Origin of the sequence: Aquabacterium sp., assembly GCF_036279655.1 — a bacterium.
Taxonomy (GTDB): Bacteria; Pseudomonadota; Gammaproteobacteria; order Burkholderiales; family Burkholderiaceae_C; genus Aquabacterium.
Genome location: NZ_DASUIT010000055.1, coordinates 1 through 15,296 on the forward strand (window position 1 = coordinate 1; position 15,296 = coordinate 15,296).

Below are 15,296 nucleotides of genomic sequence, written 5' to 3' on the forward strand. Positions count from 1 at the left end.
CACCGGTGAACGATCTCACCACCGGGCTGCCTTTGCTGCAGTTGCCTGCAGGCTTCAGCTACAAGAGCTATGGCTGGACGGGCGATCCGATGGCCAATGGTAAGGCCACGCCCGGCTCGCATGACGGCATGGCTGTCATCACCACGCGCAAAGTGGGCCGCAGCACCGAGATGGTGCTGGTTCGCAACCATGAGCGCAGCACGGGCAGCGATGCCACCTTCTTTGGCGCGCCAGGTGTGTACGACAACGGCGCCAGCGTGGTGGGAGGCAGCAGCTATTCGGCTGGCGGCACGACCAATCTGACCTTCCGAGACGGCCAGTGGATCAAGACAGAACCCAGCTTGGGCGGCACCCGCACCAACTGCGCCGGCGGCCTCACACCCTGGGGTACCTGGCTGACTTGCGAAGAAGTCGGCTCCGACGCGGTCAGTGCGGCGGGCAAGAAGCACGGCTATGTCTTCGAAGTCACGGCCGACCCGCTGCAGACCACCGGCCAGCCCATCATCGGCATGGGCCGCTTTGCCCATGAAGCCGCAGGTGTGGACCCTGTCACCGGCATCGTCTATCTGACCGAGGACTCGGGAGGCAAGTCCGGCTTCTACCGTTACGTGCCGACGAACACCTCGGGCACGCCTGGCTCTCTGGCCTTGGGCGGCACCTTGCAGATGGCCAAGGTCGTGGGGCAGAACAACGTGAGCGTGATCGGCGCCCAACTGGGCGACACCCATGCGCTGGAGTGGGTCACCATCGCCAACCCGGACCAGAACCGTGGCAATGCCACGGGCCTGAATGGCCAGACCATCACCAATGCGGCAGGTCCCTTTGTGCAAGGCTGGCAACAAGGTGCCTTGCGCATGAACCGTGGGGAGGGTGTGTGGTATTTCGAGGGCAAGCTGTACGTGATGGACACCTCGGGTGGTCCCGTGTCGCAGGGCACCATCTGGGAGCTGGATCTGGCCACCCAGGTCATGGTCTGCATCTACTCGTCACCCAGCATGAGCGTGGGCACCATGGGTGACAACATCACGGTGAGCCCCCGTGGCGGCCTGCTGATCTGCGAAGACGGCGGCAGCATCACCGACGAGTTCGGCAAGGGCCTGCGCCTGATGTCGCTGCATGACGACGGCAAGGTGTCCATCTTCGCCAAGAACAACATCAACACCACCTCGGCCCAGATGAGTGCCGCCGGCAAGCTGAGCTCGCTGGCAGGCGATCACCGCGACAACGAGTTCTGCGGTGCCTGTTTCGACCCGACGGGCCGTTACCTGTTCGTCAACATCCAGACCCCGGGTGTGACCTTTGCCATCACCGGCCCCTGGGCCAACGGCTCCCTGTAATCCTGTTTCCTGAAAGATGTTCATCATGAAAATCAAGCACATTGCTGGCGCCATGGCCCTGGGCATCGTCCTGGCCGGGCAGGCCTCGGCGGCCACGTTCGAAGGCGCCGCGGGCGCGGCGTCCAACCTCGTGACCAACTACTCGGCGGCGGATCTGCTGTCCTTTGACATCGATCTGGCGCAACTGTCGTCGGTGACCTTGAACTTCCGTGTGGAAGCCTCCGATCTGGTGAGCTCTCAGTTGAGCTTCAGCAGCCTGGTGCGCAATCTGAGTGGCCAGGGCCTGGGCAGCATCCATGTGCTGCTCCATGGCGCCACGTTTGCCTCGCCGCCCAGCAGCATCACCACGGATGGCTTCGTGGCGGTGTCCGGCTCGGGTGCCAGCAGCACCGCAGCCTGGGCCAGCTTCAGCCCGGCATGGACGTCGGAGCTCTACATCGGCAACCCCTTGCAGACGCCCGGCGCCACTGACTGGACCTTGAGTCTGGCGGGCCGCCAGGTGGGCGATGCCTTCTCGGTGACCGTGGCCGTGCCCGAGCCGGAGACCTATGCCATGGTGCTCGGTGGCCTGGGCGTGCTGGGCCTGATGGCGCGTCGCCGTCGTCAAGGCTCCTGATCAAGCGCCTGGACAACGCTTCATCGGTGATGGATTGAGCGGGGGCCCTGCGAAGGGACCCCCGCAGCCGTTCGATCTACGGACCGACACGGAACTGTCGCGGCTTGGCAAACTGCCTGACACATGGCGTCGATAAGGTGATTGGGCTGTTGTCCGCAGCGCATCCCATCACCCGGAGTCAATCCATGAAGCTGTCCCTCATCGCCGTTGCCGTTCTGGCAACCACCTCGTCGGCCTTTGCCGCGTCAACCCAGTTTGATCAATTCACCCCGCTGGCATCCAGCGTGGCTGCAGGGTCTCTGCCCGAGTCTGCTCCCTTCCAGCTGGCCAACCCCAACTGGACCCAGGTGTCCATTGCCGATCGCGCCACCCAACTGGCCAATGGCGAGAGCAATAGCGGCAACTGGGACATGATCACGGCCAACGAATCCGGCCCGGATGCCGGTCGTTACCTGTTTGCCCCTTTTGAAACGGGCACCGGTGGCGTGCAGCGTACCGACCTGCTGACCGGTGTCACCAAGACCATCGTGACCTCGGGCACGCAAGGTTTCGTGTCTGGTGACGCGTCTCGTTGGACCCCCTGGGGCAGCTACCTGACGGCTGAGGAGTCGTGGGGCACGGGCAGCACCAAGGGCCGTCTCTTCGAGGTGACCAACCCGGTGGCCACCACCGATGCCACGACCACGTCCTTCCTGCATCGCAGCATCCTGCCCCGTGTCTCGCATGAGGGGCTGGCTTTCGACAAGAACAACAGCCTGTATTTCATTGATGAACTCAATGGCGGCAGCATCTACAAGTACGTGTCGGCCAACCCCAATGCCAGCAACGGCAATGACTTTTTTGCTGCGGGCCAGACTTTCGTGGCGGCGGTCAATGGTGGTGGCAATGCCAATGCCACCGGTGCCATCACCTGGCGCGCGATTTCGGACGTGAATGGTGGTGCCCTCGCTGGCGTGTCCACCCTGGCGGTGGATGGCTCCATCGACGGCCGCGCCACGGCCAACACCGTGGGTGGCACGGACTACCAGCGCCCCGAAGACCTGGAAGTGCAGGTGCTGGGCAATGGCGATGAGGTGCTCTACATCGCCACCACCACGACCCACGAGGTCTACTCCTTCAACCTGGCCACCAGCGAAGCCAAGCGTTTCCTGAGCCGCAGCACGGTGGACGAGGCCACGGGCCTGGCCGTGGGGGCGGCATTGACCAACCCGGACAACCTGGCCGTCGACGCTGAAGGCAACATCTATGTGATCGAAGATCAGCCCGGTGGTCAGGCCGACATCTGGTTTGCCCGCGATGCCGACAAGGATGGCGTGGCCGAGTCGATGGCTCGTTGGGCCTCCATGTCGACCGTGGGCGCCGAGCCGACGGGTCTGTACTTCGACAAGACCAACCCCAATGTGGCCTATGTGAACGTGCAGCACCCCAACAGTGGTGTGGACCGCCTCATGCGCATCGATGCTGTGGCTGCCGTGCCCGAGCCCGAGAGCTATGCCATGGTCCTGGCCGGGCTGAGCGTGATGGGCTTGTTCGCTCGTCGTCGTCGCCAGGGCTGATTCAGGCCGATCAGCTCAGGACCCGTCCCGGGTTCATCAATCCGGATGGGTCCAGGGCCCGCTTGATGGCGCGCATCATGTGCAGCGCCACTGGAGGCTTGCGCCGGGCCAGTTCGTCCCGGCGCAAGACCCCGATGCCATGTTCGGCCGACAGCGTGCCGCCAAAGTGCGCAACGAGGTCGAAGACGATGTCATTGACCTCGCGCTCGAAGCGGATCAACGCAGTTCCACTGGATGCGTCGGCGGGCGGCTGCACGTTGTAGTGCAGGTTGCCGTCTCCCAGATGACCGAAGCACACGATGCGGGCGTCACGCCAGCGCGCGGCAATCTCTTGTTCGCAGGTCGACACAAACGCCGGGATGGCGGAGGCGGGCAGGCCGATATCGTGTTTGACCATCAGGCCTTCCGCGCGCTCGGACAGCGGAATGGCTTCTCGCAACTGCCACATGGCGCGCTGTTGTGTCTGATTGGATGCCAGTGCGGTGGTGTGGATGAGCCCCTGGGCGAGCGCTTGTTCCAGCAGCGCATGCAGCCGGGTGTGCGCATGCCCGCTCGACTCACTGCTCACGTTCTCGATCAGCACGACCCAGGCAGGCAGACCACGCGCAGATGACTCCGTCAATGCGGCCAGCACCGCCGCGACCTCGGGATGGTGACGCTGCACCAGTTGCAGGGGCAGGGCGGCCATGGCCTCGAAGGCGGTCAGGCCGGCATCGAGTTCCTGACGGGCGAGCTGCAGCAGGGTCACGGCCTCGGCAGCGCTGCCGCAGCCCACGAGGGCCGTGGCCTGGCCACGCGGGCGCGGATACAGGCGCATGGTGGCCGCGGTGATGATGCCCAGCGTGCCTTCGCTGCCGATGAACAGGTCGCGCAGGTCATAACCGGTGTTGTCCTTGCGCAGGCCGGACAGGCCGGACCAGATCTCGCCGTGTGCGGTGACGACTTCCAGGCCCAGGCACAGCTCGCGCGCGGTGCCATAGCGCAGTACCTGGGTGCCCCCGGCATTGCTGGCCAGATTGCCGCCCAGGGTGCAAGTGCCCTGGGAGGCCAGGCTGAGCGGAAAGAGCAGCCCGGCGCTGTCGGCGGCTTGCTGCACCTCATGCAGCGTGCAGCCGGCCTCGGCCGTGAGACTGAGGTTGGCCGCGTCAAGGTGGCGCACCTGGCGCAGGCGCTGCAGGTTCAGTACCAGTTGCTGGCCGCTGTCATCGGGCACCGAGCCACCCACCAGGCTGGTGTTGCCACCCTGCGGCACGATGGGCACGCCCTGAGCTGCACAGGCACGCACGATGTGCGCGACCTGGGCCGTGTCGACTGGCCGTGCAATGGCCAGCGCGCGGCCTTCATAGCGACGGCGCCAATCCTGCAGATGGGGCTGAAGCTGGGCGTCATCGGCCTCGATGCCGGGGCGCCACAGGCCGGCCGGCCCCAGGTCACGCGCCAGAGCGGCGAGCCAGGTGCCGGTGTCGCTCATGCCTCGGGGTCCTGCTTGGGGCGCTGGTCCTTGGGGGGCAGTACTTTCAGGCGCAGGCGCACGTACACGGCGCAGGTCACGAACAGCAGCACGCTCAAGGCCAGCTCCAGCCAGGCCAGTTGCTGCGAGAGTCCCTGGTCGGTGGTGCCGCGCACGATGCCTTCGGTGAAGTACAGCCACACCAGCAGCGACATCCAGCGGTAGGTGTAGAGCTTGTGCTTGAGCAGGCCGGCGATGGCCAGGCTCAGGGGCAGCACCTTGAAGGCCAGGGCACCGGTGCCGCCCTGCAAGGGGGCCAGCTGGAGCTCCCACAGCAGCCCCAGCACGATCAGCGAGACGGTGCACAGCACCGCCACGGCGCGCCAGCGGTGGATCAAGGTCAGGCGCTCGGGCGGGTGGGTGGCCGGGTTGAGCTCGTCGGGCATGGATGGGGCGGCAGTCATGGGATGGCATGATAGCCGCCATGACTTCATACCGGAGATTGATCACGGCCTTGCAGCAGTGGCCCTGGCTGGCCACCTTCAAGACCTTGAGGATGCGTTTTCGCGAGGATCAACTGGGCGTGACGGCGGGCAGCCTGACCTTCACGACCACCATCGCGCTGGTGCCGCTGATGACCGTGATGCTGGCCCTGTTCAGCGCCTTCCCGATGTTCTCGCGCTTTCGCAAGGCGCTGGAGACACAGTTCCTGGCCGGTTTCGTGCCAGATGCCATCGCCAAGCAGGTGATGATCATGCTGACGCGCTTTGCCGACAAGGCCAGTCAGCTCGGGGGGGTGGGCCTGATTGCCCTGGGGGTCACGGCCATGCTGCTGATGCTCACCATCGACCACACGCTCAATGCGATCTGGCGGGTGCGCCGTCGGCGCCCCATCGCCCAGCGGGTGCTGGTGTACTGGGCGGCCCTGACCCTGGGACCCTTGTTGCTGGGCGCGAGCCTGTCGGTGAGTTCCTATCTGGTGTCGGCCTCACGTGGCTGGGTGGGGGCGCTGCCGGGTGGGGTCGGCTTTCTGCTGGGATCGGTCGTCTTCGTGCTGCAAACAGCGGGTTTTGCGGCGCTGTTTCGCTATGTGCCCAATACCCATGTGCGCTGGGAACATGCGCTTTCGGGTGGGCTGTTCGTGTCGGTGGGGCTGGAGCTGGCGCAAAAGGGCCTGGCGGTCTACCTCTCCAAGGTGCCGGTGTACGCCACGATCTACGGCGCCTTTGCGGCCTTGCCGATCTTTCTGGTGTGGATCTACCTGAGCTGGCTGATCGTGCTGCTGGGGGCTGTGGTCGCGGCCTACGCGCCCAGCCTGCTGTCCCAGGTCAAGCGCTGGCCGGACACGCCGGGCTACCAGTTCCAGATGGCACTGGCCATCGTGCGGGCGCTGGCGGGCGTGCAGCACCAGCCTCAGGCGGGCTACACCGCGATGGCCCTGGCCCAGCGGCTGGGCACCGACCCTTTGCAGATCGAGCCCATTGTAGAGACCTTGCAGGAGCTGGACTGGGTGGCCTTGCTTGACGAGCCCGAGGCCGATGAAGGCGGACGCTATGTGCTGCTGTGTGACCCCAATGGCACCAAAGTGGGGCCCCTGGTTCAGCGCTTGTTGCTGCGCAGCGATGCCTGGTCGGCGGGTTTCTGGCGGCATGGCGGGCTCGACCGCATGAGCCTGCAGGAGGCCCTGACCGATGAGGGCGGGGTCGGCAACGGGGACAAATACTGAGGAAACTCGGGCTTGGCGGCCCATTTCCCCATTGGCGAGTCGCCTGATCACGGCTATATTGCAGCAAGGCCATCTTCAACGTGGCTGCGGCTTTGCGGTCGATTGTGTCCGCCGTGTGTCCACCGGGTGGTTTGATCAACCTTTCGCTCAGACCATCGATCCCGACGATAAGGAGACCCGTCCATGAAAGTCAGCGACATCCTGCGTGTCAAAGGCAATACGCTGTTCACCGTCCGACCCGACGACCTGCTCTCCGAGGCAGCCACCACCATGTCGCAACACGATATCGGCTCGCTCGTGGTCATGGAACATGGCGATCTGGTCGGCATGCTGACCTTCCGTGAATTGATCCAGGCCACGGTCAAGAACGGCGGCGCTTTCGGTGACCAGCGGGTCAGCTCCGTGATGGACGACCATCCCCTGACCTGCACCCCTGAAACCGAGATCGATGAAGTGCGCCGCATGATGCTCAGCCGCCATGCGCGCTACATGCCCGCCCTCAACCAGAAGACCCTGGTGGGCGTGATCTCCTTCTACGACGTGGCCAAGGCCGTGGTCGATAGCCAGGACTTCGAGAACCGCATGCTCAAGGCCTACATCCGCGACTGGCCCGTGGACGAGCATCAGGGCGAGCGACAGGCCCTGCTCTGATCACCGGCTTGCCCCTGATGTGAAACCCGGCCGCGTGCCGGGTTTTGCTTTGGGGGACAATACGCCTTTCACGCACGATTGATCCATTCCCATGGCTGGCAGCACCTTCGGACACCTGTTCACCGTCACCAACTTCGGCGAATCGCACGGCCCCGCCATCGGCTGTGTGATCGATGGCTGCCCTCCGGGCATGACCCTGTCCGAGGCCGACATCCAGCCCGATCTGGATCGCCGCCGCCCCGGCACCTCGCGCCACGTCACCCAGCGCAATGAGCCCGATGCTGTCGAAATCCTGTCGGGTGTCTACGAGGGCAAGACCACGGGCGCGCCCATCGCCCTGTTGATCCGCAATACCGACCAGCGCAGCAAGGACTACGGCAACATCCTGCAGACCTTCCGCCCCGGCCATGCCGACTACACCTACTGGCACAAGTACGGCATCCGCGACCCACGGGGTGGTGGGCGCTCGTCCGCGCGCCTCACGGCCCCCATGGTGGCTGCCGGTGCGGTGGCACGGAAGTGGCTGCGCGAGCAGTTCGGCACCGAGGTGCGAGGCTACATGAGCCAGATCGGCGAGGTGGCCATCCAGTTCGAGGGCTGGGAGCATGTGCACCACAACCCCTTCTTTGCCGCCAATGCCAGCCAGATCGAGGCCCTGGAGACCTATATGGACGAGCTGCGCAAGTCGGGCGACTCCTGCGGCGCGCGCCTCTATGTCGAGGCCACAGGCGTGCCGGTGGGCTTGGGCGAGCCCTTGTTCGACAAGCTGGACGCCGACATCGCCTACGCCATGATGGGCATCAATGCGGTCAAGGGTGTGGAGATTGGTGATGGCTTTGCCTGCGTGGCCCAGAAGGGCAGCGAGCATGGCGATGCACTCACTCCGGAGGGCTTTGTCTCCAACCACGCCGGTGGTGTGCTGGGGGGCATCTCCTCCGGGCAGGACATCCGGGTGTCGATGGCCATCAAACCCACCAGCTCGATCCGCCTGCCGCGCCCGTCCATCGATCTGGACGGGCAAGCCGCCACGGTGGAAACCTTTGGCCGGCACGACCCCTGTGTCGGGATCCGCGCGACCCCCATTGCCGAGGCCATGCTGGCGCTGGTGCTGATCGACCACGCCTTGCGCCACCGGGCGCAATGTGGCGACGTGCGTGTGAGCACGCCAGTGATTGCCGCCCTCAAGCCCTGAGGCAAGGCCCTGGCCGGAGTGCGGGGGCCCCTTCAGAGCGTGCCGTGCTGGATCAGTTCGACCTTGTAACCATCGGGGTCGGTGATGAAGGCGATCAGCGTTTTGCCGCCCTTGACGGGGCCGGGCTCGCGCGTGATGCCACCGCCCAGGGCCGCTGCCTTGCTGCGCACGGCCTCGCAGGTGGCGACGATGTCGTCCACGCCGATGGCAATGTGTCCGTAGGCCGTGCCCATCTCGTAGCGCTCGACGCCGTAGTTGTAGGTCAGCTCCAGCTCGGCATGCTCGGGGTTGGCGCCGTAGCCCAGGAACGCCAGGCTGTATTGCTGTTCGGGCCGGTCGGTGGTGCGCAGCAGTTGCATGCCCATCACCTGGGTGTAGAAGTCGATGGAGCGCTGGAGGTTGCCAACGCGCAGCATGGTGTGCAGCAGACGCATGGTGGTCATGAAGTTCATGAAAGCAGGACCGACAGTCTGCCAGGGTTGAGGCGCCGGCGTGAAGCCCGGCCCGCTCAACCCCTCGATGCGCTCAGCTCACTTGAACTGGGGCAGCAGCACGCTGTCGATGATCCACACGGTGCCGTTGGTGGTCTTCACGCCCTTGCAGGCGGCGACAGACTGGTTGACCGAGGCCCCGTCGGCATCAAAACCCACGAACACGCTCTGACCCTGCAGGGTCTTGACCTGGCTGGGCAGCAAGGGGCGGCGTGGATCGACCGTGCCGGGGGTGACGTGATAGGTCAGCACCGAGGTCAGCAGGTCGGTGTTGCTGCCAATCAGGCTGAGCAGGGGGGCAGGGACCTTGGCGAAGGCGTCATTGGTGGGGGCGAACACCGTGAGCGGGCCTTTGCCTGAGAGCGGGCCCACCAGATCAGCGGCCACCACCAGGTTGACAAGGGTGCTCAGTTCGGGCGTGGCGATGGCAGCGTCCACGATGGTGCCGGGGAAGTGGGTGACCGCCGCATTGCGGCACTGGACGTAGGCCGACAGCGAGGCGCCAGATGCGTGCGCCGGGGCTGCGGTGACGCTGAACACGGCGGCGATCAGGGCGCTGCCCAGACCCCAGGAGTTCAGGCGGGACGGCTTGGCTGTGACGGAAGTGCGCATGATGGATCTCCGGAGAGTGGCGTTGATGGATTTACTGATCAGTATTTATTGTGACTGATCGGTATTTATTGTGCACTTTTTGCCCAAGGTGTGGATAAATCCACAAAAAAATCGGGGCTTTGGTGAAGTGCTGCGTCCGAAGACGAGCGGACGGTCAGTGTGTCAGTGTCACGTCGATCCAGCCACGCACGCTGTTGATCAGTGCCAGGCCTTGGGCCCGAGATAGGTCGTCGAGCGTGATCACCGCTTCCCGCAGGCGCCCTTCCGACAGCAGCGTTTCACGCATCACGCCGGGCAGCAGGCCACAGCGGACGGGTGGGGTCAGCCATTGACCCTCGAGACACACGGCCACGTTGCCAATGGTGAATTCGGTGATCTCCCCCCGCGTGTTGAAGAGCAGGGTGTCCAGGCAGCCCGATGGGGGCTTGAACGGCGCATAGGCCGCTCGACGGGTGGTCTTGTGCCAGATGAACTCGTCGGGTTCGGGCATGGGCACCTGGGCCAGCACGACGGTGGGCCCAGGGGGGGTGTCTGGCAGAGGTGCGGCCTCGGCCAGCACGCCCCCCTGGGCGTTCACCAGCAGGCGCACTTTGAACGTGCCCTGCGGGTGTTGGTGCGCCACGGTGGACAGGGCCTCGCGGACGCGTGCGGCCAGCTCAGGCCATGAGGCGGGCGTGGCCACATGGAAGTGATGCGCGCCACGCGCCAGTCGCGACAGGTGGCGCTCCAGGCGGGCGCACTCGCCGTTGTGAAGCCGCAGGGATTCCAGCAGATCGAAGGGATGCTCGGCACGCCGCAGAAAGGCCTGTTTGTGCTGCCACTCGCGGATTTCGCCCTCGGGCGTGGCATCCAGGGTGATGCCGCTGCCGATGCCGCATTGCACGCGCCAGGGCGCGGGTGGCGGGGGCGTGGAGACGCTGACCGTGCGGATGGGCACGTTGAAGGTGACGCGGCCTCCCGGTGCCATGAGGCCCACTGCGCCACAGTACACGCCGCGTGGCGTGCGCTCCAGCCTGGCGATGTGGTGCATGGCCTGGCGCTTGGGCGCGCCGGTGACCGACCCACAGGGAAAGAGCGCGGCGAACACCTCGCTCAAACGGGTCTGTGGTGGCGTGCGGGCCGTGATGGTCGAGGTCATCTGCCACACGGTAGGCAGGGCCTGGACATCGAACAAGGAGGGCACCTGTACGGAGCCGACATCGGCCACGCGCGACAGATCGTTGCGCAGCAAGTCCACGATCATCAGGTTCTCGGCGCGCTCCTTGATGCTGTGCTTCAGGTGCTCGGCGGCAGCCTGGTCCGAGGCCTCGTCGGCACCCCGCGCCGCCGTGCCCTTCATGGGGCGTGTGGTGATGTGGGTGCCGTCCCAGTCAAAGAAGAGTTCGGGCGAGACACTCAGCACGGCACCGGGTTGGCGGCTGACCTGGCGGGCATCCAGCATCAGCCCATAGCCTTGAGGCTGGCTGCGCTGCAGGGCCGCAAACAGGGCGTGCAGTGTTCCGGTATGGGCGGGCGCCTCACCGTGGCTGGCGCCTTGCAAAGGTGCCTCCAGGGGCGCCGTCAGATTGACCTGGTAGACCTCGCCTTGGCGGATCAGCTCGCGGATCTGCTCGATCTGGCGTGCCAGGGTGACATCGTCCCATGCCCGCTGCCAGGGGCCGGCATGCCAATCAGCGGAGGGCGGCTCCGGCCAGCCGGGTTCGGCGTGATCGAAGATGGCCCAGGCCGCATAGACGGCCCCCGGTGCGGTGGCCTTGACTGGCAGATGGGGGTCGAAGGCCGGGGCGGCCTCATAGGCCACCCACCCCAGGCACCACCGGCCTGCCTGTGCCTGTGCATGGGCATCGTCCAGCAGGGCGGGCACCTGGGCCGGGTCATGGGCGACCAGCCAGCGGATGGGCTGCCCGAAATGCCAGCGTTGCCGCCCGCCATCCTGCCCGGGAAAATCCAGCAGGGCGGTGGGCAGGCTGGGGTCAAGATCGAGCATGTCCCGGACGGGCCAGGGCGCTCACCAGAGCGAGCACGCCCACCAGCGCAAACAGGGCCAGTGCCCAGAACTCGTAGGGCACGCCCAGCAGGCTCACGGCGGCGTCCGCGCAACTGGCCTTGACCTCGAAGACATCGGGCCAGCGCAGGTCCAGCCCGGTGGCGGTGATGATGCGATCGGCCAGTGTCAGGGCGCAGGAGTTGAGCTTGGCGGCCACGAAGTGCTGATAGAGGGCCGCAGCCACGCCGCTGCCGGCCAGCAGCACGGCCAGGCCCGCCATGGCCCGACGCAGGCCTGACCACGGCAGGGCGGCGGCCAACAGCAGCCACACGGCCAGCAGCATGAAGATCATGCGCTGCAGGATGCACCAGGGGCAAGGCAGCATGCCGAAGTGATGCTGGCTGACCAGGGCGCCGACCACTGCGGCGGCACAGGCCAGGCCCGAGAGGGCCAGGATCAGACGGGGCGACAAGGTGCTCATGGCGGCAGGCGGCGATCAGCGCACTTCGGCGATCAGTTCGATCTCGACACAGGCACCCAGGGGGATCTGGGCCACGCCAAAGGCGCTGCGGGCGTGGCGACCGGCTTCGCCGAAGACCTCGGCCAGCAGTTCGGAACACCCATTGGTGACCAGATGCTGTTCGGTGAACTCGCTGGTGCTGTTGACGAGGCTCATGACCTTGACGATGCGCACCACGTTGTCCAGACCGCCCGCGGCGGCTTGCAGCGTGCCCAGCAGGTCGATGGCCACCGCACGGGCCGCCTGCTGCCCTTCAGCGGTGCCCATGGTCTTGCCCAGTTGACCGGTCCAGACCTGGCCATCTTTCTTGGCGATGTGACCGGACAGGAACACCAACTGGCCCGTGCGCATGTAGGGCAGGTAGGCAGCGGCAGGTGTGGCCACGGGCGGCAGGGTGATGCCCAGAGATTGCAGGCGGTCGGCGATGGACATGGTTTGGTGTGTGGGTGATGAGGTTCGTCAAACGCTCAGGCACAAGTGGCCCGGCATGGCAAGCCCCGCGAGGAGTGCCCACTTCATGGGGTGCTCGGGGCGGGCTGGCATGGACCACCTGATCCTACACTGAGCCGCAGCCCTGCATGGATCGGGGCGGGCAAAAACACACAAGACAGGCAGGGGGAGGGGCGCCGATGGTCATTCATTGGGCCTGGGCGATGCTGTGCTGGCTGGGGGGCGTGGCCCTGCAGTCGCAGCAGGCGCAGGTGGGCGACGGGCCAGAGGGCTGGATGGTGGGGGCGCTGGGCGTGCTGCTTGGCGCGCTTCTCTCATGTCTGGGACATCGGGGCGCGGCGCGAGGGCGTTTCCTGATCCCTGTAGGCTGGTGTCTCATGACCGCTTGCCTGGGCTGGGGTCAGACGCAATGGCGTGCGGCCCAGGGCGTGCAGGAGGTCTGGCCCGATGCGCTGGCCGATCAGGCGCTCATCCTGACCGCGCACATCGATGCGATGCCGCAGCCGCGCCTGTGGGGCACGGGCCTGGAAGTGCAGGTGCAGGAGGTGTTCTGGCAGGGACGACGCTGGCGGGCCGGTCAAGCCTGGGCCTTGCCGGGGGTACCCGCCAGTGCGGTCTGCCCGGGGCGGGTGTCGCTGAGCTGGCAGCCCGAGCCCGGCCAGCGTCTGCTGCCCGGGCAGACCTGGCGCTGGCAGGCCTCACTCCATGAGGTGCGAGGCCTGCGCAACCCGGGGGGATTCGACAGCGAGCTGTGGATGTTCGAGCGGGGGCTGCGAGCCCAGGGCAAGGTGTTGAGCAAAGGGGTGGACGAGTCCCTGCCCCGGGCCGCCTTGCTCCAGGAGGCGCAAGGGCGTCGTGGCCTGATCGACCGCTGGCGCACCCGCCTGCGTGACCGCGTGCTGGCGCATGTGAGCGATGCACGCGTGGCGGGGCTGGTGATCGGTCTGACCGTGGGCGATCAGTCGGCCATCCATGACGACGACTGGCAGGTGCTGCGGGCGAGTGGCACGGCCCACCTGGCCTCGATCAGCGGGCTCCACATCACCATGATGGGCTGGCTGGTGTCGGCAGGGGTGGCCCGCCTGTGGCGCCGCTCGGTGCGCCTGATGCACTGGCTGCCGGCGCCCGCGGCCAGCCGCTGGGCCGGGGTCCTGGGGGCCTGGTTCTATGCCTTGATGGCCGGCTGGGGCATCCCGGCCCAGCGCACGGTGCTCATGCTGGCGATGGTGGCGCTCCTGCACAGCGGTGGGCGCCGTTGGCCCTGGCCTCTGGTGCTGCTGGCGGCGGCCGTGGCTGTCACGTTGCGTGATCCGTGGGCCCTGACGCAAGCGGGCTTCTGGCTTTCCTTTGCCGCCGTGGGCTTGCTCATGCTGGCAGGCGGGGAGTCCGTACTGCTGCCTGCCATGCCGTGGTGGATGAAGCTGCGTCTGGCCGCCAAGGGCCTGTGGCGCACCCAGGCGGTGGCTTCTGCCGGGCTGGCTCCCTTGTCGCTGGTGTTCTTTCAGGCGGTGTCACTGGTGGGGCTGCTGGCCAATCTGGTGTGCATTCCGCTGTTCTCCTTCATCATCACTCCCCTGGCCATGCTGGGCTATGTGCAGCCGCGTCTGTGGGATGCCCTGACGCCGGTGGTGCAAGGCAGCATGGCCGGGCTGCGTGTTCTGGCCGAGAGTCCCTGGGCTGTGGTTCAGGGGCCGGCGGTGGCCTTCTGGGCCGCGGCGTTGGGCCTGATGGCCGGGGCCTGGATGCTGGCACCCGTGCCCTGGCGTTGGCGGGTGCTGGCCTGGCCCGCCCTCTTGCCGCTGCTGTGGCCGACCTCTCTGAGCCAGATCCAGCCGGCGCCGCCCCATGGGGAGGTGCAGGTCACGGTGGTGGACATCGGGCAGGGCACGGCCGTGCTGGTGCGCACGGCCGCTCATGCCTTGCTCTATGACACGGGCCCCCGCTTGTCGCCCGAGAACGATGCCGGGCGACGTGTCCTGGTGGGGCTGCTGCGGGCCGTGAACGTGCGCCAGCTTGACGAGTTGCAGATCAGCCATGGCGATGCCGACCACGTGGGCGGAGCGGTCTCCGTGCTGCGCGCGGTGCCGACACGGCAATTGCGGACCTCTCTGGCCGCTGACCACGAACTGAGGCAGTGGTCCGACCGATCGGGTGAGCGCCCGCCTCATGTCATGTGCGAGGCGGGCCAGCGCTGGTCCTGGGACGGGGTGAATTTCGAGGTCCTGCACCCCTCGGCGTCCGAGTTGGCCAGCCGGGATGAACTGGGCGACAACGCCTTGTCCTGTGTGCTGCGGGTGGAAGCCCATGGTCGACGCATCTTGCTGACCGGCGACATCGAGGCCGAGCAGGAAGCCGCCTTGCTGGCACGCGATCCGCAGGCACTGAAGGCGGAGGTTCTGGTGGTGCCGCACCACGGCAGCAAGACTTCATCGACGGATGCGTTTGTGGAGGCGGTGTCACCCCAGATGGCGGTGATCCAGTCAGGCGTGCGCAACCGGTATGGGCATCCGCATCGCAGCGTGGTGGATCGGTATCGGGTCAAGGGGATCAGCGTGCGCCGCACGACGGAGTGCGGGGCCTGGCTCTGGCGCTCGGACGAGGCGACATCCGGGTATTGCTGGCGCGAACTTCAACGGCGATATTGGCACGCTTCGACGGATGCTGTCGAATCGACCCCAAAACCTCACTGAGGGCTTGGGTTTGGATGC

13 protein-coding genes and 2 pseudogenes are annotated in these 15,296 nt (G+C 66.3%); 8 read left to right on the forward strand and 7 right to left on the reverse strand.

Going from position 1 to position 15,296, the window contains the following annotated elements; genetic code table 11:
- From VFW84_RS06000 to VFW84_RS17505, 4 genes and pseudogenes are all read left to right on the forward strand, one after another.
- Positions 1 to 1,337, forward strand: a 1,337-nt coding sequence (locus VFW84_RS06000; RefSeq protein WP_329679530.1) for a PhoX family protein, incomplete at its 5' end; no start/stop codon positions are given.
- Between the two features lie 25 nt (positions 1,338 to 1,362).
- Positions 1,363 to 1,953, forward strand: a complete 591-nt coding sequence (locus VFW84_RS06005) for a PEP-CTERM sorting domain-containing protein (RefSeq protein WP_329679531.1) — start codon at positions 1,363 to 1,365, stop codon at positions 1,951 to 1,953.
- Positions 1,954 to 2,363: 410 nt separating this feature from the next.
- Positions 2,364 to 3,047 (forward strand): annotated as a pseudogene (locus VFW84_RS17500) (alkaline phosphatase PhoX); the annotation flags it as partial.
- A gap of 369 nt (positions 3,048 to 3,416) precedes the next feature.
- Positions 3,417 to 3,509: pseudogene (locus VFW84_RS17505) on the forward strand (PEP-CTERM sorting domain-containing protein); the annotation flags it as partial.
- Positions 3,510 to 3,519: 10 nt separating this feature from the next.
- Here the strand turns inward: VFW84_RS17505 and VFW84_RS06015 are convergent.
- Both VFW84_RS06015 and VFW84_RS06020 read right to left on the reverse strand, forming a co-directional pair.
- A complete protein-coding gene (locus tag VFW84_RS06015) occupies positions 3,520 to 4,980 on the reverse strand; it encodes an FAD-binding oxidoreductase (RefSeq protein ID WP_329679533.1) in 1,461 nt (486 codons plus the stop codon).
- Positions 4,977 to 5,423 (reverse strand): DUF2069 domain-containing protein, encoded by a 447-nt coding sequence (locus VFW84_RS06020; protein WP_329679534.1) that lies wholly within the window; start codon positions 5,421 to 5,423, stop codon positions 4,977 to 4,979. Before VFW84_RS06020 ends, VFW84_RS06015 begins: the two co-directional genes overlap by 4 nt.
- Before the next feature lie 20 nt (positions 5,424 to 5,443).
- On the opposite strand from VFW84_RS06020, the gene VFW84_RS06025 reads away from it, so the two are divergent.
- The 3 genes from VFW84_RS06025 (at position 5,444) to aroC (ending at position 8,528) form a co-directional block, all read left to right on the forward strand.
- Positions 5,444 to 6,685: a YihY family inner membrane protein gene (locus VFW84_RS06025; protein WP_329679535.1), complete on the forward strand. Its 1,242-nt coding sequence runs from the start codon at positions 5,444 to 5,446 to the stop codon at positions 6,683 to 6,685.
- A gap of 183 nt (positions 6,686 to 6,868) precedes the next feature.
- Positions 6,869 to 7,336, forward strand: a complete 468-nt coding sequence (locus VFW84_RS06030; RefSeq protein WP_329679536.1) for a CBS domain-containing protein — start codon at positions 6,869 to 6,871, stop codon at positions 7,334 to 7,336.
- Between the two features lie 91 nt (positions 7,337 to 7,427).
- Positions 7,428 to 8,528, forward strand: coding sequence for a chorismate synthase (gene aroC, locus VFW84_RS06035; protein WP_329679537.1), 1,101 nt, complete (start codon positions 7,428 to 7,430; stop codon positions 8,526 to 8,528).
- Positions 8,529 to 8,560: 32 nt separating this feature from the next.
- Here the strand turns inward: aroC and gloA are convergent, their stop codons facing one another.
- The 5 genes from gloA to VFW84_RS06060 form a co-directional block, all read right to left on the reverse strand.
- Entirely contained in the window at positions 8,561 to 8,962 is a 402-nt protein-coding gene (gloA, locus tag VFW84_RS06040) for a lactoylglutathione lyase (RefSeq protein ID WP_329679572.1), read from the reverse strand.
- A gap of 96 nt (positions 8,963 to 9,058) precedes the next feature.
- On the reverse strand, positions 9,059 to 9,631 hold the full coding sequence (locus VFW84_RS06045; protein ID WP_329679538.1) for a fasciclin domain-containing protein: 573 nt from the start codon (positions 9,629 to 9,631) through the stop codon (positions 9,059 to 9,061).
- 154 nt (positions 9,632 to 9,785) lie between these two features.
- Entirely contained in the window at positions 9,786 to 11,618 is a 1,833-nt protein-coding gene (locus VFW84_RS06050; protein WP_329679539.1) for a chorismate-binding protein, read from the reverse strand.
- Positions 11,605 to 12,099, reverse strand: a complete 495-nt coding sequence (locus tag VFW84_RS06055) for a disulfide bond formation protein B (RefSeq protein ID WP_329679540.1) — start codon at positions 12,097 to 12,099, stop codon at positions 11,605 to 11,607. The genes VFW84_RS06050 and VFW84_RS06055 overlap by 14 nt, the downstream gene beginning before the upstream one ends.
- A gap of 15 nt (positions 12,100 to 12,114) precedes the next feature.
- A complete protein-coding gene (locus VFW84_RS06060) occupies positions 12,115 to 12,570 on the reverse strand; it encodes a RidA family protein (protein ID WP_329679541.1) in 456 nt (151 codons plus the stop codon).
- A gap of 197 nt (positions 12,571 to 12,767) precedes the next feature.
- On the opposite strand from VFW84_RS06060, the gene VFW84_RS06065 reads away from it, so the two are divergent.
- Positions 12,768 to 15,278: a DNA internalization-related competence protein ComEC/Rec2 gene (locus VFW84_RS06065; protein ID WP_329679542.1), complete on the forward strand. Its 2,511-nt coding sequence runs from the start codon at positions 12,768 to 12,770 to the stop codon at positions 15,276 to 15,278.
- Positions 15,279 to 15,296 lie beyond the last annotated feature (18 nt).